This is a genomic window from Prauserella muralis, from assembly GCF_003202285.1.
Taxonomy (GTDB): domain Bacteria; phylum Actinomycetota; class Actinomycetes; order Mycobacteriales; family Pseudonocardiaceae; genus Prauserella_B; species Prauserella_B muralis.
This window is the reverse complement of record NZ_MASW01000001.1, coordinates 244,678-264,239: the sequence shown is the minus strand read 5'-3', so window position 1 is coordinate 264,239 and position 19,562 is coordinate 244,678. Positions and strand designations below refer to the sequence as shown.

General features: G+C 71.9%; 17 protein-coding genes. 8 read left to right on the top strand and 9 right to left on the bottom strand.

Annotated features, from left to right (window positions below; translation table 11 throughout):
• Positions 1-7: 7 nt before the first annotated feature.
• The 4 genes from BAY60_RS02105 (at position 8) to BAY60_RS02085 (ending at position 4,607) form a co-directional block, all read left to right on the top strand.
• Entirely contained in the window at positions 8-1,636 is a 1,629-nt protein-coding gene (locus BAY60_RS02105) for an amidohydrolase (RefSeq protein WP_112279120.1), read from the top strand.
• Between the two features lie 16 nt (positions 1,637-1,652).
• The gene (locus tag BAY60_RS02100; RefSeq protein ID WP_245992270.1) at positions 1,653-2,972 is read left to right on the top strand and encodes an MFS transporter; all 1,320 of its coding nucleotides are present in this window, start codon (positions 1,653-1,655) and stop codon (positions 2,970-2,972) included.
• A gap of 157 nt (positions 2,973-3,129) precedes the next feature.
• A complete protein-coding gene (locus BAY60_RS02095; protein WP_112279118.1) occupies positions 3,130-3,840 on the top strand; it encodes an SIS domain-containing protein in 711 nt (236 codons plus the stop codon).
• A gap of 212 nt (positions 3,841-4,052) precedes the next feature.
• Positions 4,053-4,607 carry a TIGR03086 family metal-binding protein gene (locus tag BAY60_RS02085; RefSeq protein ID WP_112279117.1) on the top strand — a complete coding sequence of 185 codons (555 nt, stop codon included), beginning with the start codon at positions 4,053-4,055 and terminating at the stop codon, positions 4,605-4,607.
• Here the strand turns inward: BAY60_RS02085 and BAY60_RS02080 are convergent.
• Positions 4,548-5,588 (bottom strand): sigma-70 family RNA polymerase sigma factor, encoded by a 1,041-nt coding sequence (locus BAY60_RS02080; protein ID WP_112279116.1) that lies wholly within the window; start codon positions 5,586-5,588, stop codon positions 4,548-4,550. The two genes, BAY60_RS02085 and BAY60_RS02080, sit on opposite strands and share 60 nt — an antisense overlap.
• A gap of 134 nt (positions 5,589-5,722) precedes the next feature.
• Between BAY60_RS02080 and BAY60_RS02075 the strand changes: the two genes are divergently transcribed.
• Entirely contained in the window at positions 5,723-7,234 is a 1,512-nt protein-coding gene (locus BAY60_RS02075) for an MFS transporter (RefSeq protein ID WP_112279115.1), read from the top strand.
• A 1-nt stretch (position 7,235) separates the two neighbouring features.
• On the opposite strand, the gene BAY60_RS02070 is transcribed toward BAY60_RS02075, so the two are convergent.
• The gene (locus BAY60_RS02070; RefSeq protein WP_112280658.1) at positions 7,236-8,069 is read right to left on the bottom strand and encodes an aldo/keto reductase; all 834 of its coding nucleotides are present in this window, start codon (positions 8,067-8,069) and stop codon (positions 7,236-7,238) included.
• 45 nt (positions 8,070-8,114) lie between these two features.
• Positions 8,115-8,513 carry a hypothetical protein gene (locus BAY60_RS02065; protein WP_112279114.1) on the bottom strand — a complete coding sequence of 133 codons (399 nt, stop codon included), beginning with the start codon at positions 8,511-8,513 and terminating at the stop codon, positions 8,115-8,117.
• A gap of 141 nt (positions 8,514-8,654) precedes the next feature.
• On the opposite strand from BAY60_RS02065, the gene BAY60_RS02060 reads away from it, so the two are divergent.
• Both BAY60_RS02060 and BAY60_RS02055 read left to right on the top strand, forming a co-directional pair.
• On the top strand, positions 8,655-9,548 hold the full coding sequence (locus BAY60_RS02060; RefSeq protein ID WP_211330167.1) for an amidohydrolase family protein: 894 nt from the start codon (positions 8,655-8,657) through the stop codon (positions 9,546-9,548).
• A gap of 13 nt (positions 9,549-9,561) precedes the next feature.
• Positions 9,562-10,020: a MaoC family dehydratase gene (locus tag BAY60_RS02055; RefSeq protein ID WP_112279113.1), complete on the top strand. Its 459-nt coding sequence runs from the start codon at positions 9,562-9,564 to the stop codon at positions 10,018-10,020.
• Positions 10,021-10,045: 25 nt separating this feature from the next.
• Here BAY60_RS02055 and BAY60_RS02050 read toward each other — a convergent pair whose 3' ends face one another.
• The 3 genes from BAY60_RS02050 to BAY60_RS02040 form a co-directional block, all read right to left on the bottom strand.
• Positions 10,046-10,918: a PaaX family transcriptional regulator gene (locus BAY60_RS02050; protein ID WP_112279112.1), complete on the bottom strand. Its 873-nt coding sequence runs from the start codon at positions 10,916-10,918 to the stop codon at positions 10,046-10,048.
• Positions 10,919-11,025: 107 nt separating this feature from the next.
• Positions 11,026-11,346 (bottom strand): STAS domain-containing protein, encoded by a 321-nt coding sequence (locus tag BAY60_RS02045; protein WP_112279111.1) that lies wholly within the window; start codon positions 11,344-11,346, stop codon positions 11,026-11,028.
• A complete protein-coding gene (locus BAY60_RS02040; protein ID WP_112279110.1) occupies positions 11,343-12,953 on the bottom strand; it encodes an ATP-binding SpoIIE family protein phosphatase in 1,611 nt (536 codons plus the stop codon). The genes BAY60_RS02045 and BAY60_RS02040 overlap by 4 nt, the downstream gene beginning before the upstream one ends.
• Before the next feature lie 108 nt (positions 12,954-13,061).
• On the opposite strand from BAY60_RS02040, the gene BAY60_RS02035 reads away from it, so the two are divergent.
• The gene (locus tag BAY60_RS02035) at positions 13,062-13,781 is read left to right on the top strand and encodes a dienelactone hydrolase family protein (RefSeq protein WP_245992268.1); all 720 of its coding nucleotides are present in this window, start codon (positions 13,062-13,064) and stop codon (positions 13,779-13,781) included.
• A 6-nt stretch (positions 13,782-13,787) separates the two neighbouring features.
• Here BAY60_RS02035 and ligD (BAY60_RS02030) read toward each other — a convergent pair whose 3' ends face one another.
• The 3 genes from ligD (BAY60_RS02030) to BAY60_RS02020 form a co-directional block, all read right to left on the bottom strand.
• Positions 13,788-14,693, bottom strand: a complete 906-nt coding sequence (gene ligD / locus BAY60_RS02030; RefSeq protein WP_112279109.1) for a non-homologous end-joining DNA ligase — start codon at positions 14,691-14,693, stop codon at positions 13,788-13,790.
• A 3-nt stretch (positions 14,694-14,696) separates the two neighbouring features.
• Complete coding sequence (ligD, locus tag BAY60_RS02025; RefSeq protein WP_112279108.1) at positions 14,697-16,115, bottom strand: non-homologous end-joining DNA ligase; 1,419 nt, start codon at positions 16,113-16,115, stop codon at positions 14,697-14,699.
• A gap of 79 nt (positions 16,116-16,194) precedes the next feature.
• Positions 16,195-19,404: a S8 family serine peptidase gene (locus BAY60_RS02020; RefSeq protein WP_112279107.1), complete on the bottom strand. Its 3,210-nt coding sequence runs from the start codon at positions 19,402-19,404 to the stop codon at positions 16,195-16,197.
• Positions 19,405-19,562 lie beyond the last annotated feature (158 nt).

Sequence of the window (19,562 nt, the reverse complement as noted above, 5' to 3'; positions counted from 1 at the left end):
ACCTGCTGTGCTTGACCTGCTGCTGCGCGACGTGCGAGCCCTGACCATGACCAGCGAGCGGCCGACGGCCGGCACGGTCGGGGTGCTGCACGGGCGGATCGTCGGCGTCGACGATGAGGTGGCCGACGTCCCGGCGCGCGCGGTCGTGGACTGCGACGGCGCCGTGCTCGCCCCCGGCTTCGCCGACTCGCACAACCACATGGTGTGGTACGGCCTCTCGCTGGCCGAGCTGGACCTGTCCGGGCTGCGCAGCAGGGAGGAGCTGTACGACGCGGTGGCGGCGCGCGCGGCGGCGCTGCCCTCCGACGGCTGGGTGATCGGCTCCGGTTACGACGACTTCGTGCTCGGCGGGCACCCGAGCCGCGCCGAGCTGGACCGCGCGGGCGGCGGCCGCCCCGTGTGGCTCAAGCACCGGTCGGCGCACATGTGCGTGGCCAGCAGCGACATCCTCGCGCAGGCCGGTGTGCTGGACGGTTCGGCGACGGTGCCCGAGGGCGGGGTCGTGGAGCGCGACGAGCAGGGCGAGCCGACCGGCCTGCTGGCCGAGCAGGCACAGCAGCTGGTGGACGCGCTGGTGAAGCCCTACCCGGTGGAGGAGCTGGCGGCCGCGATCGCGCGCGCCGCGCGGGTCTACGTGGCCGAGGGCCTCACCCGCGTCACCGAGGCGGGCATCGGCGGGGGCTGGATCGGCCACAGCCCGGCCGAGGCGGCGGCCTACCAGCTGGCCCGGCTGCGCGGTGACCTGCCGCTGCGCGTGGAGCTGATGCCGGCGAGCGAGGTGCTGCACCCGGTCGGGCCCGACGCCCATGGGCTCGACCTCGGCCTGCGGACCGGGTTCGGCGACGACTTCCTGCGCATCGGGCCGATGAAGATCTTCACCGACGGTGCGCTGTCCAGCCGCACCGCCGCCGTCACCGAGCCGTTCCACGGACACGGCGGTGTGGGCGTGCTCGGCGACGACCCCGAGGTGCTGCGCCAGCGGATGCTCGCCGCCCACCACGGCGGCTGGCGGATCGCCGCGCACGCCATCGGCGACCGCGCCATCGATCTGACGCTGGACGTCTTCGAGCAGGCACAGCGGGAACTGCCGAGGCCAGACGTGCGCCACCGCATCGAGCACGCCGCGATGGTGCGGCCCGACCAGCTGGAGCGCATGGCGGCGCTCGGGGTCATCCCCGTGCCGCAGTCGCGGTTCCTCTACGAGATCGGCGACACCATGGTCGAGGCGGTCGGCCCCGAGCGGGTGCCGTGGCTGTACCGGCACAAGTCCTTTGTGGATGCCGGATTGATCGTGCCGGGCAGCTCCGACCGGCCGTGCGTTTCGGTCGGCGCGCCCCTGCTCGGCATGCGCTCCATGGTGGAGCGGCTGAGCAAGGCCGGTGCCGTGCTCAGCGCCGACGAGCGCGTCGACGCCTACGAGGCGCTGCGCGCCTACACCGTCCACGCCGCGTGGACGGCACACCAGGAGCACGTGCGAGGCCGCATCGCCGCGGGCATGGCCGCCGATCTCGTGCTGCTCGACGACGACCCGACCACCGTGCCTGCCTCGGCGATCGGCGACATCGGGGTGCTCGCCACCCTCGTCGCGGGCCGTGCGGTGCATGGCGCGGACAAGTTCGCCAACGTCCCCACCTGAGGCACAGGGAGGCACCGTGACCGAGACGACCGGACACCGCACCACCCGATCCGCCGCCGATCCCGCCGAGGCCCGCAAGGTCGCGTTCGCCGCGTTCGTCGGCACGGCGCTCGAATGGTACGACTACTTCCTCTACGGCACGGCTGCCTCCATCGTGTTCGACCGGCTCTACTTCGCCACCGAGGACGCCGCGGTGGCGACGCTGGCCGCGTTCGCGTCGTTCGCGGTCGGCTTCCTGGCGCGGCCCGTCGGCGCGGTCGTGTTCGGGCACCTCGGTGACCGCATCGGCCGCCGCCGCACGCTGCTCATCACGGTGACGCTGATCAGCGTGGTCACCGGAGCGATCGGGCTGCTGCCCGACTTCGCGGCCATCGGAGTCGCCGCGCCGCTGCTGCTGACCCTGCTGCGGATCCTGCAGGGTGTCGCCGTCGGCGGCGAGTGGGGCGGCGCGGTGACCCTGGCGGTGGAGCACGCGCCTCCGGAGCAGCGTGGCCGGTTCGCCGCGTTGCCGCAGATCGGCTCCCCGATCGGCACGCTGCTCTCCTCCGGAGGCTTCTACCTCGTCGCGCTCATGCCCGACGAGACGTTCGACGCGTGGGGCTGGCGGCTGCCGTTCCTCGCCGCGTTCCCGCTGCTCGGCGTCGCCCTGTACCTGCGGCGCAGGGTCGGGGAGTCCCCGCTGTTCGCCGAACTGCTCGCCGAGCACGACCGCGCGTCGATGCCCGCGCTGGAGCTGTTCCGCCGCTCGTGGCGGCAGGTTCTCGTCGGGCTGGCCGCCTCGCTCATCGGCATCGGCGGCTTCTACCTGCTCACGACGTTCGTCATCAGCTACGGCACCAACCAGCTGGGCCTGCCCAAGTCGCTGATGCTCGGCGCGACGCTGGTGGCCGCGGTGGTCGAGATCGGCACGCTGCTCATTGGCGGCAGGCTCGCCGACCGGTTCACGCCCGGCAAGGTGTGCTTCTGGGGCGGGGTGGTCTCGGCGCTCGCGGCGTTCCCGGTGTTCTGGGCCATCGACACGCGCAACCCGGTGCTCGTCGTGCTGGCCGTGGCCGTCGGCATCAACTGCGCGTCGGTGCCCTACGCCGTGTCCGGCGCGCTGCTGGCCGGGCTGTTCCCGGTGAAGCTGCGCTACAGCGGTGTGGCGATTTCGTCGAACCTCGCCGGCATGGTGAGCGGGTTCGTGCCGCTGGTGGCCAGCGCCCTGCTCATCGCCAGCGACGAGAAGTCGTGGTCGGTGGCACTGGTGCTCGTGGCCCTCGCACTGGCGACCGCGCTGGGTGGCCTGCTCGCGCTGCGCCTCACCCACCGGGACGAGGTCACCGTCCACAGCTGAGCAGCCCGCCGGTGCCGAGCCGAAGGTCACCTTGGGTGCATCCTGGGTACCCAAGGTCACCTTGGGCGCGGCTGGCCGGAATTGGTCTGGACAACTCCGTGGACTCCGCTCTAGCGTGGCACCGGGAGCTGGGGTGTCGGAGTGCGGGAGGCGTCGCATGCGGAAGAACGTTCGGGTACTGCTCGACGAGCTGGACGCACGGCAGGCGGAGCTCACCCGCGCGGCCACCGTCCTGCTGGACACCGTCGCCGGCGACGGCATCGTGTACGCGGCGGGTGCGGGGCACTCGTTGGCCATGGTGTGCGAGACGTTCTACCGGGCGGGCGGTCTCGCGGCGGTGCGGCCGCTGTGGGACCCGGCGGTGCTGCCGCTGGGCGGGGCGCTGCGCAGCTCGGCGGTGGAGCGTGAGCCGGGCAGGGGCCGGGCTCTGGTCAAGGCGGCGGCCCCGGTGCCGCCGGACGCGGTGGTCGTGTTCTCCACCAGCGGGCGCAACCCGTATCCGGTGGAGATCGCGCAGGAGGCGCTGGCCAGGGACGTGCCGGTGATCGCCGTGACGTCGCTGCCCGCGTCGGCGGCGGCGAGCGACCGGACGGGAACCCGGCTGGCCGAGCACGCGACGGTCGTGCTCGACACCGGCGTGCCGCCGGGCGACGTCGTCCACCCGCCGGAGGCGCCGGTGACCTCGGCGGTGTCCACGGTGCTCGGTGCCTATCTGTGGTCGGCGCTGCTCGCCGAGCTCGACCGGCTGGCCGGGCAGCGCGGTGTGGAGCTGCCGCGCTGGACGAGCGCGAACGTGCCGGGCGGCGACGAGCGCAACGCCGAGCTGGTCGCCCGCTACCGGGACCGGATTCCCGAGCTGGGGGCGTGAGGGCACACCTCGCGAGTCCTGCATTCAGGCCCGCGAGTTCTGCATTCACGACGATGCCGCAGGCCGCCAACGCAGAACTCGCGGGCTGGAGCGCAGGACTCGCGGGCCGGAGCGCAGGACTCGCGGGCTGGAGCGCAGGACTCGCGCGGGTGCGATGAGTTTCCCCTCCCTGACGGGTCAGTACCGGGGACCGCCTGCGAGAGGGAGGGCCGATGGCCGAAGGGCTCGCGCTTCTCGAACGCGCCGTGGGCTACGCCCTCGGCGGCCTGCGGCACGTCTCCAGCGCGGCCCTGCCCCGCCCCACGCCGTGCCACGAGTGGGTCCTGCGCGACCTGCTGTGGCACATGACCGACTCCCTCGCGACGTTGTGCGAGGCCGCCGACCTGGGCCACATCGGGCTGAAGCCGTCCGGCGACGAACCCGCCGACCTGGTCGGCGGCCTCTGCGAGCGGGCCTGCGCCCTGATCCACGGGTGGGCGGCCGTCGAGCGGGAGGCGGCCGTCTGGGTCGCGGACCGGCCCCTGCCCGCCGACATCGTCGCCGCCGCGGGCGCGGTCGAGATCACCGTGCACGGGTGGGACGTCGCCAGGGCGTGCGGGCTGGACCGTCCCGTCCCCGGCGACCTCGCAGAGCCCCTGCTGGAGCTCTCCCCGCTGTTCGTCACCGACGCCGACCGGCCGGGGCGCTTCGCCGAGCCGGTCGCCGTGTCACCGCGGTGCGAGCCCGGCGACCGGCTGCTCGCCTTCCTCGGCCGCGACCCGGGCTGAGCCAGGGACCGGCTGCCTGCGCGGCAGCCCGAACAGGTCGAACACCGCGGCGTCCATGAAGTTCGCGACGTGGCTGATGCGGGCGCCGTCGATGGTCAGCACCTGCAGCGTGAACGCCGCATAGTCACCGCGCTCGGGATCACGCAGGTACATCGCGAACGCGGGCTGCCCGTTGGCCCGCACCGGGAGCATGAGCACTCCGCCCGGCCGGGCGGGGCAACGTTCGGCGAGATGCCAGGCGACCGTGTCCGTACCGGCGTACCAGGCGGCGTAGGGCGGCATCTCCCACACGACGTCCTCGGTGAACAGCGACACCAGCTGGTCGATGTCCTTGCGCTCGAACGCGGAGACGTAGCGGTCGAGCAGCTGGCGTTCCTCCTCGGCGGTGGGCTCGGTGATCTGGTCCTGCTTCGGCGCGGCCTGCGCGAGCTGCGCGCGAGCCCGCTGGAGGATGCTGTTGACCGCCGCGGTGGAGAGGCCCACGGCGTCGGCGACCTCCGCGGCGCGCCACTTGAGCACGTCCCGCAGGATCAGTACGGCGCGCTGCCGGGGCGGCAGATGCTGCAGGGCGGCGACGAGGGCCAGCCGGATGCTCTCCCGTTCGGTGACGATCGCGGCGGGGTCGGTGTCGTCCGCGCCTGCCCGTGCGTCCGGGATGGGTTCGAGCCACGGCACCTCTCGCCGTTCCGCCAGGTCGTCGCCCGGGCCGGAGCTTGCCCCGAGACCCGTCGGCATGGGCCTGCGGCCCCGGCTCTCCAGCGCGGTCAGGCAGGCCGTCGTGGCGATCCGGTGCAGCCAGGTACGCAGCGAGGAACGGCCCTCGAACCTGTCGTAGGCCCGCCACGCGCGCAGGTACGTCTCCTGCACCAGGTCCTCGGCGTCGTGCGGCGAGCCGAGCATGCGGTAGCAGTGCGCAAGCAGCTCCCTCCGGAACGGATCCGCCTGCCGCAGAAAGTCGTCGTCGACCTCGGTATCGGCCATGGCCGTGCCCTTTCGTCCCCTGCTGAGGTCCTCATCCTGACAGACCACCCCGACAGAAAGAACTCATCGCGGCGGCGGCGATGAGTTTGCGGCGCGGCCCCGGTCTGTCCCCCCGAACCGACGAGGAGGACGAGATGGCCACAGCGACCACCCAGCCAGGGGACCTGCGCGCGGGGCGCCGGGAATGGATCGGGCTCGCCGTGCTGGCGCTGCCGACCCTGCTGGCTTCACTCGACATGAGCGTGCTGTTCCTGGCGCTGCCGCACCTGAGCGCCGACCTCGGCGCGAGCGGCGTCCAGCAGCTGTGGATCCTCGACGTCTACGGCTTCCTCATCGCCGGGTTCCTGGTCACCATGGGCACGCTCGGCGACCGGATCGGACGCAGACGCCTGCTGCTCGCAGGCGCGAGCGCGTTCACCGTCGCGTCGCTGCTCGCGGCGTACTCGGTGAGCGCGGAGATGCTCATCGCCGCCCGTGCGCTGCTCGGCATCGCGGGGGCGACGCTGATGCCCTCGACGCTGGCGCTGATCGGCAACATGTTCGCCGACGCCCACCAGCGCGCCGTCGCGATCGCGGTGTGGATGAGCTGCTTCATGGTCGGCACGGCCATCGGTCCCGTCGTCGGCGGTGTGCTGCTCGAGGCGTTCTGGTGGGGCTCGGTGTTCCTGCTCGGCGTGCCGGTGATGGTGCTGCTGCTCGCCGTGGGCCCGATCCTGTTGCCGGAGTACCGCGACGCCGGGGCCGGCCGCATCGACCTGCTCAGCGTGGGCCTGTCGCTGGCGGCCATCCTGCCCGTCGTCTACGGCCTCAAGGAACTGGCCAAGCACGGCTGGCAGCCGTCGTCGGCGGGCGCCGTCGCCGCCGGGCTCGCCGTGGGCGTGGTGTTCGTGTGGCGGCAGCGCAGGCTCGCCGACCCGCTGCTCGACCTGCGCCTGTTCCAGGCCCGCGCGTTCAGCACCGCCCTGCTGATCATGCTGCTCGGCGCCGTCGTGATGGCGGGGACGTTCCTGTTCGTGCCCCAGTACCTGCAGCTCGTCACCGGGCTGTCGCCGCTGGTCGCCGGACTGTGGCTCGTCCCGCAGGCGCTGGCGATGATCGCGAGCACGCAGCTGTCGCCGCACCTGGCGAAGCGGTTCCGGCCCGGCCCGGTCATGACGGCGGCGCTGCTGGTCGCGGCGGTGGGCTGCCTGCTCATCACGCAGGTCGACGCCGGTGGCACCGGGGCGGCCGTGCTGCTGCTCGCGGGGTTCACGCTCGCCTGCGTGGGCGTCGCACCGCCCGCGACACTCGGCACCGGCCTCGTCATCGGCTCGGCGCCGCCGGAGAAGGCCGGCTCGGCGTCGTCGGTGTCGGAGACCAGCAACGAGTTCGGCATCGCGCTCGGCCTGGCCACACTGGGCACCATCGGCGCGGCGGTGTTCCGCGACCGGGTCGTGCTGCCGGAAGGGGCTCCGGAGGCCGCGGGCGACAGCCTCGCCGGTGCCGTCAACGCGGCCCCGGACCTGGTGGGCGATGCCGGAGCCGCCCTGCTCGACTCGGCACGCGCGGCGTTCACCGGGGGGCTCAACGCGGTCGGCTGGGTGGGGGCGGCGGTGTTCGCCGGGCTCGCGGTGCTCGCCGCGCTGCTGCTGCGGGAACGGGCCTGAGTCAGAGCATCTCCAGCGGCGTGGCCGTGCTCGGCGCCGGAAACCGCCGGTCCAGGTCCGCGAGGTCCTGCTCGGTGAGCGCCAGCTCCAGCGCCGCCGCGTTCTGCTCGACGTGCTCCCGCGTGGCCGCCTTGGGAATGGCGCACACGAGCGGCTGGTGCAGCACCCACGCGATGGCCACCTGCGCCGGGCTGGCGCCGTGCCGGTCCGCCACCGTCCGCAGCACGTCGTCGTGCAGCAGCCTGCCCTGCTCGATGGGCGAGTACGCCATCACGGGCATCCGGCGGTCGCGGCACCACGGCAGCAGGTCGAACTCCGGGCCGCGCCGCGTCAGGTTGTACAGCACCTGGTCGGTCCCGGCCTGCCGCCCGGCCGGGTGCTCCCACAGCTCGGCGAGGTCGGCGGCGTCGAAGTTGCTGACGCCGAAGTGCCGGATCTTGCCCTCGGCGCGCAGCCGTTCGAAGGCCTCCAGCGTCTCGGCCAGCGGCACCCCGCCGCGCCAGTGCAGCAGGTACAGGTCGAGGTGATCGGTGCGCAGGGCGGTGAGGCTGCGCTCGCACGCCTCGACGGTGCCGCGCAGGCCGGCGTTGTGCGGCAGCACCTTGCTGACCAGGAACACCTCGTCCCGGCGGCCCCGGATGGCCTCGCCGACCACGGCCTCCGCGCCGCCGTCGCCGTACATCTCCGCCGTGTCGATCAGGCCGAGCCCGAGGTCCAGGCCGTGCCGCAGCGCGGCCGCCTCGGCCTCGGCGTCCCTGCGCCGCTCGCCCATGTGCCACGTCCCCTGCCCGAGCACCGGCATCCGGTCCCCGGAGCCGAGCGTCACGTACCGCATCGCCATGCCCCATTCTCTCCATGGCCGCCAACGGCGGGCCCGCCCTCACAGCGGCGGGGTGAACTCCAGCCGCCAGCTGCCGTCCCGTTCGGCGACGGCGACCCGGTAGGCGAAGGTGCCTCCGCCCGCCAGCCGCCCGCTGACCTTCGCCACGCGCGGCGCCGCGGTGCCCGGCTCCAGCGTCACCTCGATCGCGTGGGCGCCCGTGTCGTCGAGCCTGGCGACGTAGGCGCCCGCGAAGTCCTCCACGTGGCCCGGCGGGTAGCCGAGCACGCCGGTCAGCTGCTCGGCGTCCCGTTCGTTGAGGGCGTGCTCCAGCTGGGCCCGCAACCGTTGTGGCGACTCCACACCGATCTCGGGCTCCCTGGCGATCAGCACGGTGACCACCACGAGCCAGGTCACGATGATCGCCACGACGCCGATGAGCAGCCTGTTCCTGCGCATGGCCCGCACGCTATCCCACACCGGCGCGTGCGGTTGCGGGGAAGAACTTCCGCCCTGCGGGCATCCTGTTGACGGCCGTTACGAAGATGGCTAACTTCCAGCGCATCGGGGTTCGCCAGCCGACCGTCTTTCGGGAGCCACATGACCGTCTACACCGAGCCCGCCATCGATCCGGCCGCCGTCACGGCCATCGACGTCCATGTCCACGTGCACGCCTCGGTGGACGGCAGCGCCGTCGACGAGGAGTCCATGAAGCAGATGGCCGAGTACTTCCGCACCGACGACGTGCGGCCCGGCAACACGCGCGACATCGCGGCGTACTACCGCGAGCGGGCGATGGCGGCGGTGGTGTTCGGCGTCGACTCGGTGCACCGCGACGGTGGCGTCACCAACGAGGAGGTCGCCGAGCTGGCCGCGGAGAACGCCGACGTGCTGATCCCCTTCGCCAGCATCGACCCTGCGCGCGGCGCCGAGGGCGTGGCCATGGCGCGGCGGCTCATCACCGACTACGGCGTGAAGGGTTTCAAGTTCCACCCCAACACGCAGGCGTTCTACCCCAACGACCGCTCCGTCTACCCGCTGTACGAGGTGATCGCCGAGCACGGCAGGATCGCGCTGTTCCACAGCGGGCACACCGGCGTCGGCGCGGGAACGCCTGGCGGTGGCGGCGTGCGTCTGAAGTACTCCAACCCGATGTACGTCGACGACGTGGCCGTGGACTTCCCCAGCATGCCGATCATCCTGGCCCACCCGTCGTTTCCGTGGCAGGACGAGGCTCTCTCGGTGGCGCTGCACAAGCCGACCGTCCACATCGACCTGTCCGGCTGGTCGCCGAAGTACTTCCCGCCACAGCTCGTCCAGTACGCCAACACGCTGCTGCGGCACAAGATGCTGTTCGGCTCCGACTATCCGGTCATCACGCCGGAGCGCTGGCTGCGGGACTTCGACAAGCTCGACATCCGGCCCGAGGTCCGGCCGCTGATCCTCAAGGACAACGCCGCGGCACTGTTCGGGCTGGGCAAGGGCGACAGCTGAGAAAGGAGCGCGGATGGGTGCGACCGTTGCCGTCGGTGTCGACGGAGTCAGGGAACTGGAGGGCAGGGAGCTCGGCGTGAGCGACTGGCTGGAGATCACCCAGGAGCGGGTGAACACCTTCGCCGACGCGACCGGCGACCACCAGTGGATCCACGTCGATCCCGCGCGGGCGAAGGAAGGGCCGTTCGGCGGCCCGATCGCGCACGGCTACCTCACCCTGTCGCTGGCCCCGGTGTTCCTGCCGCAACTGCTGGAGCTGCGCGGGTTCTCGATGGGGATCAACTACGGCTGCGACCGTGTGCGGTTCCCTTCACCGGTGCCGGTGGGCAGCAAGCTGCGCTGCGGGGCGACGGTCGGCGAGGTGACCGAGGTCGAGGGCGGCGTGCAGCTGCGGGTGACGCTGACGTTCGAGGCCGAGGGCCAGGACAAGCCCGCGTGCGTGGCGACGCTGGTGCTGCGCAGCTACGTCTGACACGGCTGGGGCCGCGGCGCCGGGGTCAGGCGGTGCGCCTGCCCGGTCGCCGTGCGGGCTCGTCCTGCGCGAGGGGCAGGCGCTCGACAAGGGCCTCCACCTCGCGCTCGGCGTGCGGGGCGAGCGCCGAGCGCATGCGCAGGAAGACGTGCTCGGCGCGTACCGCGGGCCAGTCGGCGGGCAGGTGTTCCACCGGAAGGCCGGGATCGTTGCGCAGCAGCAACGTCCACTCGGTGTGCATGAGCAGCTGCCGCGCCAGCACGTCCCCCTCACGGGCCGTCGACTCGGCACCGTCCCAGCGCCGCAGGAAGCCCCGGTAACCCTCGGCCAGCTCGGCAAGGTCCCACGTCTCGGCGATCATGTCCTGGATGTCGGTGGGGGCCAGCGTGGTGGCCCGGAACGCCTTCACGTGCTCGCTGACGTCGAGACCGTCGAGCAGCTGGTCGATGTCGACCTGGCGCGGCGTGATCCACAACCCGTTCTGCAGCGGCCCGAACCCGGCCCACGCCAGCCGGGAGCGCAGGAGGTGGCGGTCGGCCCTGCGGGTCTCGGGCAGCGAGAAGCCCAGCACGGTCCAGTGGCCGTCCCAGTTGCGGTTGACGGCCTGCCGGACGCGGTGGCCGCCCTCCTCCAGCACGCCGACGGTGTAGCCGGTGAGTCCGAAGTACACCCGCTTGCCGGAACGATGCCGTTCCAGCAGGCCGCGCCTGGTCATCCTGGACAGCGTGGAGCGGGCGGCGTGCTCGCCGACCCCCACCCGCGCCAGCACGTCGATGAGGCTGCCGGAGTAGATGGCCTCCGAGCGGCCCAGCAGGTGTGCGGCGAAGAAGTTGAGCAGCAGCGCCTGCGGGCGTTGCCAGGGCGTGCCGCCGGAGCCGGCCTCGTCGTCGGTGTCCATCCGACCTCCCGGTACCTGTGTCCTCGAACACGGATGAGGCCCATCATGATACCCCGCCGTTCGGCATTTTGCTGACGGTCGTCACACCGGCGGCGAAGGCAGGACTCTCAGGCGTCGACGGTGACCAGATTGTCCAGCCCGGACAGCTCGATCACGCGCCGGGTCGGCGAACCGAACGGGGCCACGATGATGCACGACGTCTGGAGCAGGCGCAGCCGGTCGGCGAGCGCGAACAGGATACGCAGGCCCGCGCTGTCGAGGTAGGTCACGCCCGCCAGGTCGATGCGGACGGAGAGGAGGCGGTTGGTGATGGCGGAGAAGACGCCGTCCTGGACCGAAACGGCGTTGGAGAGGTCGATCTCGCCGCTGATCGCGATGTCGACCGACGTCTCGTCCTGTGCTCGTACCTCGACGTGCGCGATGGTCACGGGGGATCGCCACCCGCGAGGCGCCGCCGGATGTGCACCGTCGTTCCGTGCGGATCGTGCTCGACGTGGAGCTCGTCGCTGAGCTGACGCATGAGCTGAGTTCCCTTGCCCCGGAGCCGGCCACGCGGTTCGCGCCAGTTGCCCGAGTCCTTGACGGTGACCCGCACCTCGTCCTCCCCGGCTTCCAGTCGGATGTTCAACGGACCGCCCCTCGGTCCGTAGGCATGTTCGACCGCGTTGGCGCACGCCTCGCCGACGACGACCAGCAGGTCGGCGACGTCGTCCTCCGACGCTCCCACCGCGGGCAGCCAGCGGCGCAGTGCCGAGCGGATGTCCGACAGCGACTCCGGCACCGCGTCGACGTCGAGGTCCATCGTGCGCAGCTCCTCGGGAGTCTGCCTGCGCAAGGCGAGCACGGCGATGTCGTCGTCGGTGGGGTCGTTGCCGACCAGCCGCGCCATCACGGTGGAGCACACGGTCTCGGTCGGTCCGCTGACGACGCTGTCCCGCAGCAGTTTCAGGCCCGCGTCGAGTGGCCGGTGCCGCCGTTCGACCAGGCCGTCGGTGTAGAACAGCACGGTGGCGCCCGGCGGCACGTCGATGACCGTGGTGTTCCTGCGCAGGGGAGCCGAGCCGACGCCGACCGGAGGGTCGATCGGCACCTCGGCCAGCGCCGCGACCCCGCCGGCGGGCGCCATGACCGGAGCCAGGTGCCCGGCCAGCGACAGGTGCATGCGCTCCAGCGACGGCTCCCACATGGCATAGGCGATGGTGGCCATGGTCTGCGGCTCGAAATGCCGCACGTGCCGGTCCGCTTTGCTCAGCGCCTCGCTGGGGTCGGCGGAGTCGATCGCGAACGATCGCATGGCGGTGCGCATGCGGCTCATCACGGTCGCGGCGGTGAGGCCCCGCCCCACCACGTCGCCGATCGCCACGCACAGCCAGCCCGACGGCAGGGTGAACACGTCGTACCAGTCGCCGCTGACGCTGCCGCCCTCGCCGGGCGCGTACCGGGCGGAGAGCTCCAGCCCCGGTATCCGGGGCAACCGGGCGGGCAACAGCGATCGTTGCAGCGCCGACGCGGCAGCCCGCTCCACGTGCGAGCGCCGGGCGCGGGTGGCCAGTGCCACCCGGTCGGCGGCCAGTTGCAGCAGCTCCACGTCGCGGCTGGTGAACGGGTCGCCGCTGATCCTGCCGATGTGCAGCACGCCGAGCAGCTCCCCGCCCGCCACCAGCGGCACCCCGGCCAGCGACTGGATGCCCTTCTGCCACAGCAGGGGGTTGGCCACCGTCGCGGGGCTCACCCGCTCGAGCACCAGCGGTTCGCGCCGCGCGGCGATCCGGCCCGCGAATCCCCGGCCGACCCTGATCCGCACACCCTGCCGCACCTCCTCCTCGATTCCGGACGACGCCGTGGCGATGAGGTTCTGCCCGCCGCCGTCGACGAGAAGCACGGTGGCGGTATCGGCATCCAGGATGTCGCGGACTCGCTTGAGCAGCTCCTCCAGCAACTCCTCAACAGCAAGATGCGCCAGCGTGGTGTCCGTGACCGCCTCGATACGGCGGAGTCGTTCCTCGGCGTTGTCGGAGCCGACCGACCTCGACATGCCCGGAGCATAACCGCCCTGCGGCGGCCGAGCAGTGGACAGTCCGCTGGCCTGCGACTTCGGTGCCGGGGCTTGGCAGGCGGGCGGCGAAACGAGACGATCATCGTCGTGGTCACCACTCGGTACGTTCACCTCGCCGCGGACGGCGGTGGCGGGTTCGACGCCTTCTGCGCGGTCCCGGACGCAGGCCGTGGACCGGGAGTCCTGCTGCTGCAGGAGGTCTTCGGCATCAACGACAACATGCGGTCGCTGGCTGAGCGGCTCGCCGGACACGGCTACGTGGTGCTCGTGCCGGACATGTTCTGGCGGCTGCGGCGACGGTTCGAGAGCAAGGACGAGTCGGGGCTGGCCGAGGGCATGGAACTCGCGCAGCAGCTCGACCTGGACGCCGCCTGCGCGGACATGGCGGCGACCCTGCGGTCGATGCGTGAAATGTCCGAATGCACCGGTCTGGTCGGCGGAATCGGGTTCTGCCTCGGCGGAACGCTGGCGTACCTGCTCGCCACCTCCGTCAGGGCCGACGGCCGGGGCCCCGACGCGGTGGTGTCCTACTACGGCTCGGGCGTGCACGCGATGCTGGACCGGGTCGGCAGCATCGAGTGCCCCATGATGTTCCACTACGGCGACGCCGATCCCTACATCTCCGCGGAAGCGGTCGCCGCCGTCGAGGCGGCGGTGGCGAACAGGCCGGACATCACCGTGCACCACTACGACGCCGGGCACGCGTTCTCGAACTTCGACGCTCCGTCGTTCTTCCAGCGGGAGGCGGCCGACCTGGCGTGGGGCCGCACGCTGGCGTTCCTCGACGACCACCTGAAGACCCGGTGACCACGGTCAGAGCCGGGGCCTGTCCTTGGCCAGCAGCGGCTCGAACAGGTCTCCCAGGTCCTCGATGCGCTCCAGCACGTCCTCGGCGGTGAACACCAGATCCTCGGGCACCTCGCACTCGGCGACCTCGTCCCACGTCAGTGGCGTGGACACGGTGGGCTGTGGGCGGGCCCGCAGTGAGTACGGCGCCACCGTGGTCTTCTTCGGGTTGTTCTGGCTCCAGTCGATGAACACCTTGTGCGGGCGCAGGTTCTTCGCCATCCGCGAGACCACGAGGTCGGGCATCGCCTTCTCCAGCCGTTCCGCGAGCCCCTTGGCGTACTCGCTGGTGCGTTCGGCCGAGCGCACGCGCACCGGGCAGTACAGCTGCATGCCCTTGGAGCCGCTCGTCTTGGGATAGGCGGTGAGGCCGTCGTCCTCCAGCGCGTCACGCAGCCGCAGCGCCACCCGGCAGCACTCGACGATCGTGGCCGGAGCGCCCGGGTCCAGGTCGAACACGAGCAGGTCGGGCACCCGCTTCGCCCCCCGCGGCCCCACTGTCCACTGTGGGACGTGCAGTTCCAGACTCGCCAGGTTGGCCGCCCACACCAGGGTCGGCAGGTTCTGCACGAGCGCGTAGTCGGCCTTCTCGGACCCGCGTGAGCTGCCCGGTGTCTCGATGCACACGGTGCTCACCCAGTCGGGCGCGTGCCGCGAGACGTCCTTTTCGAAGAAGGAGTTGCCGTCGACACCGTTGGGATAGCGCTTGAGCGTCAGCGGCCGGTCCTTCAGGTGCGGCAGCAGGATCGGCGCGACGCGGGCGTAGTAGTCGATCACCTCGCTCTTGGTGAAGCCGACCTCGGGATAGAGCACCTTGTCCAGGTTGGACATCCGCATCCTGCGGCCGTCGACCTCCACGAGTGGTCCCGTCATCGGCTACAGCTCCCCGGGGTCGAGATCGGGCCGCAGCCCGCGCCAGGCAGGCGCGCGCAGCCTGCCGTCGTCCGTCCAGTCCTTGAACACCACCTCACCGACCAGCTCGGGACGCACCCAGTGCGCGCCCTTCGCCCGGTCGCGCGGCACCTCGGTGTGAAACGGCGACCGTTCCGTCTCCAGCTCGCTCAGCGCGGCGAGCAGCTCGCGCAGCATGTCGTCGGTGAAGCCGGTGCCGACCTGGCCGATGTAGCGCAGGCCGCCGTCCTCGGGAAGGCCCAGCATGAGCGAGCCGAACGTGTCCGAGCGCCTGCCCTCGCCGGGCCGCCACCCGCCGATCACGGCGTCGAGCGCGTGCAGGTCGGTGATCTTCACCCAGTCGCCGGAGCGCTGGTCCGGCTGGTACGGCGAGTCCAGCCGCTTGGCCAGCACGCCCTCCAGCTCCTGCTCGGCAGCGGCCTCCACCACGGCGGCGCCCTCGCCGGTGAAGCTGGGCGAGAGCTGCCAGTGCACGCCACCCAGCTCCAGCTCCTCCAGCAGTTCCCTGCGCTGGCGGTACGGAAGGCGCAGGCACGAGTGGCCCTCCAGGTGCAGCAGGTCGAAGACGAGGTAGGTCACCGGCTGGTGCTTGGCGAGCTGCCGGGCGCGCTGCTCGCCGGCATGCATGCGGGCCTGCAGCGCCTTGAAGCTCGGCTTGCCGCCCTTGAGCGCCACGATCTCGCCGTCCAGCCACGCCTGCGTGCTGCCGAGCTGCGGGCCGAGACCACGCAGCTCGGGGTAGGTGTCGGTGATCTCGGTGCCCCTGCGGGAGAACAGGGTCACGCGCCCGCCTTCGACCCTGGCGAGCGCGCGGACACCGTCCCATTTGAACTCGTAGCCCCAGTCGTCGTCCTCGGCGACGGGCGGCAGCGTGCCGCTGACGGCCAGCATGGGCCGCAGCAGCTCCGGCAACGGCTCCCAGCCGGGGTCCGCGGGCGGGTCGGACCGGATGACCTGCCAGTCCTCGCCGCTGCGGAAGAAGACGTACTTGCCCTGGGCGCGCTCACCGTGCAGCACCACGGAGACCTCGCGGTCGGACCACTTCAGGGTCTCGTAGTGTCCGGAGTCCCAGATGGTCATCCGGCCCGCGCCGTACTCGCCCTTCGGGATCTCGCCCGAGAAGGTCGCGTACTCCAGCGGGTGGTCCTCGGTGTGCACGGCGAGGCGTACCGTGCCGGGCTCCGGTGGCAGTCCCTTCGGCACGGCCCACGAGACCAGCACGCCCTCGCGCTCGAGCCGCACGTCCCAGTGCAGCCGCCGGGCGTGGTGCTCGTGGATGACGAACCGGTCGTCGTCACCCACGGCACCATCGCCGTCCGGCAGCGGCTCGGGCGTGCGGCCCGCGCGCCGTTTGCGCCGGTACTCCTCGAGCTTGCCGCCCATACGACCGGTCTACCCGATCAGGCGGCCCGAGTCACCTGGGCCGCGTCCGACAATCCCGTTGAGGATTATCGGACACGACCTAGGAGACCGACTCGACGATCACGACCCCCGTGCCGACCCGCGTGTTCTCCGTGGTCCGCACGGTCACCAGGCCGCGCAGCACCCGGCCGTCGCCGGGCTGCGCGCCCGCCGTGACCGTCGCGGGCACCGTCCACGTCGTGCCGCTCGGGCGGGCGGCGTCGGTGTCGCTGACCTCGATCGCACCGAGGCCGGGCGCGGCGTAGGTGTCGAGGTAGTCGAACTCCGTGCTGCCCGAGGGCACCGCGTAGCCGTCGATCTCCACCCGCCAGGTGCCCGCCGCCGGGTTGGCGACGGTCACCGACTCCTCCGAGTCGCCGTCGGCGCTGTAGCCGGCAAGGCCGCACGAGCCGCTCGTGCAGTTGTAGACGTAGAGGTCGAGGTCGGCGCCACCGTCGGAGGTGTTGCCGATGGTGGCCGTCAGCGCGGTCGCGCCCGGTTTCACCTCGATGTCGTACGTCCGCGCCTCACCCTCGCCGATGCTGGGCCGGTCGACGCGGGCACTGTCGAGCGGCCCGCCGGTGAGCCTGCCGGTGAACGCGCCGAGTGTGCTGGTGACCGTGTACTCGCGGGCGACGGCCTCGCCTTGCGTCGCCGAGGCGATCACGTCCGGGTTCGGGGTGATCTCGGTGCCCTGCACCGACGCCGTGAGCGACCAGTCCGAGGACGGCGCGTCGGATGTGCGCCGCGACTCGATCACGATCTCCCACACACCGGGCATCGGGTCGGTCGCCGTCCGGCTCGACGGTGAGCCGGTGGGGCAGCCACCGCCCGCGTCCGGGTTGTAGCAGTACACGGTGGACGTCGGGTCCACGGGCACGCCCGTCGGGTCGTAGCGCAGGAACCGCACCTGGCCCGCGCCCGGCTCCGGCCCGCCCGCGGCGAGGTCGATCCGCAGCGAGCTCGCACCCTCCGGTACCCGCACGAACACGCTGGTGGTCTGGTTGCGCTGGACGGTGCCCGAGGCCTGCACCTCGTAGCCGCCCGTCTGCGTGAACTCGTGCGGCGCGAAGACGGTGTTCATCGTGAGCACGTCGATGCCGGGAGTGCGCACGTCGTCGAGCCGCAGCAGCGCCGAGTGCGTGCCCGGCGTGCGGGGGCTGATCCGCACGTCGAACGTCACCGGCTGGTTCAGCGGCAGCCGCACCGTACGGGGCGAGGAGAACGTGCCGTCGTTGCCGACCCAGCTCGCCCGGTACCGCACGGGCCGGTCGGCGCCGGTGGTCCTGGTGAGGGTGTAGGTGCGGGTGTAGGCCTCGCCGACGGTGACGCCCTCGCGGTCGTGGATGCCCACGCCCGTGTGCGGCGTCCGCAGTTGTCCGGAGAGGACGGTGTCCACGGGCACGGACGTGGTGACCGCGTCGTGCCGGTCACCCCGCAGCGCGACCAGCGCGCGGAAGGTGTCGATCAGGCCCGCGCCCTGCGCGTTGGCGGAGATGCCCTCGACGAAGCGTGCCGTGGACGACATCGCCGAGCGCAGCGACGCCACCGAGGGCCGCTCGCCCCTGTGCAGGCCCTTGTAGGCGCTCACCAGCAGTGCGGCCGCGCCGGTCGCCTGCGGCGCCGCCATCGAGGTGCCGTTGAACATGCCGTAGCCCGCGGGCAGCTCGTAGGTGCCGGGCACCGGCTCGCCCGCCTGCCAGCGTGGGATCGTGGAGACGGCCGCGCCGGGTGCGACGAGGTTCGGCTTGAACCCGCCGTCCTCCCTCGGCCCGCGCGACGAGAACGGGTGCAGCGACTCCGCCACCGGCGACTCGGAGCCGTAGTTGGACAGCCACGTGTCGTCGGTGATGTAGGAGCCGACGCTCACCGCGTCGGTGGCCACGGAGGGGTCGCCGACCGAGTTGGCGCCCGCGCCGCTGTTGCCCGCGGAGATGAACAGCTGCACGTTGAAGGTCTCGATGACCCGGTTGTACAGCTCGGCGCGGGCGTTGTTGCCGTCGTTGAGCGCGGGCAGACCGCCGATGGAGATGTTGACGACGTCGGCGCCGTTCTCGGCGGCGTAGATCACGCCGTCGATCAGCCCGCTCGCCGTGCACGACGGGGTGGAGAGGCAGACCTTCACCGACATCAGCTTCGCGCCGGGCGCCGCGCCGTCCATGGCACCGCCGAAGAGGTCGTTGCCTGCGGCGATGCCCGCGACGTGCGAGCCGTGTGCCGCGCCCGCGATGCCGATGTTGACGTAGCCCTGGCGGTCGGTCTGCACGACGAACGGGACGCGCTCGGCGACACCGGTCGCCGGGTCGTCCACGCCGAAGTGACCGACGTCGTGGTTGACGGCGTAGTCGATCATCGGCTGCTCGTCGGTGAAGTCGCCGTCGCCGTCGAGGTCGACGCGCACCTGCTTGGACGCGGTGTCCTGCAGCACGCCCCAGCGGTCGGTGCGGTCGCCGTCGCGGTTGAGGTCCCCGCCGGTGTCGCTCGCCGCGGTGCCGAGGTCACCGGCGACCTCGGTGAACAGGCCGAACGAGTAGGAGCCCTGCTCCGGCGCGGTCCATTCCCGACCCCCAGCCGAGAACGAACCGGCGAACGTCTCCTCCGACATGCCGACCCACGTGCCGTCGCCGGACGTCGGCGAGTTGGCGGTGTAGAAGTCGACGATCTTGCGCTCTCCGGTGCTGGTCCTGGCCAGCGCCGGGTGGTCGAGGTCGACACCGGTGTCCAGCACCGCGATCGTCGTGCCCCTGCCGTCCCAGAACGGGAAGGTCCTGCCGAACTGCGCCGCCTTGGTGTCGCCCGTGGGCAGGTAGGGGTTGACCCGCGGCGTGTCCTCGTCGGGAGCGGGCTGCGGCAGGGGGTCGGACGCGCCGACGGGAGCGGGCTCGTCGCGCTTGATGAGCCCGTCGACGTCCACCGCGTCCACCGAGCGGAGCTTCGGTGCCCGCTCCGCCTCGCCGATGGGCACGGTGACCTTCAGGTAGTCGAGCTTGCGGTCCGTGGACTGCACCACGCCGCCGATGGAGGCCAGCTCACCCGCTGCGGCGCCGGCGCGCCCTCGCTGCGCCGCGACGAGCAGGGTGACTGTCGACTCGCCCCGCCGCTCGGCCTGCTGGAGCAGCTGACGATCCTGCTGATCGAGGTGCCGCTCGTCGCCGGGCCGCGGCGGCTCCGGCTCCTGCGCGACCGCCTGCGGCGCACCGAGTCCCAGTGCTCCGACGGCGGTGATGAGCGCCAGGACGCCTGCGCGTCCCGACCACTGTCTCTTACCCACTACCTGAACCTCCCGCCTGCGCGTGTCCGAACCATCACCACGGACCTCACAAACGTTTCACATTCGGGTGATGATGGGCGAAATTCCCGACTTTCGTAGGGGTCGCCGCAAGCTCCCCAATGCGGCATTGGTTCCACTGGATGGAGCGAATGCCGCAT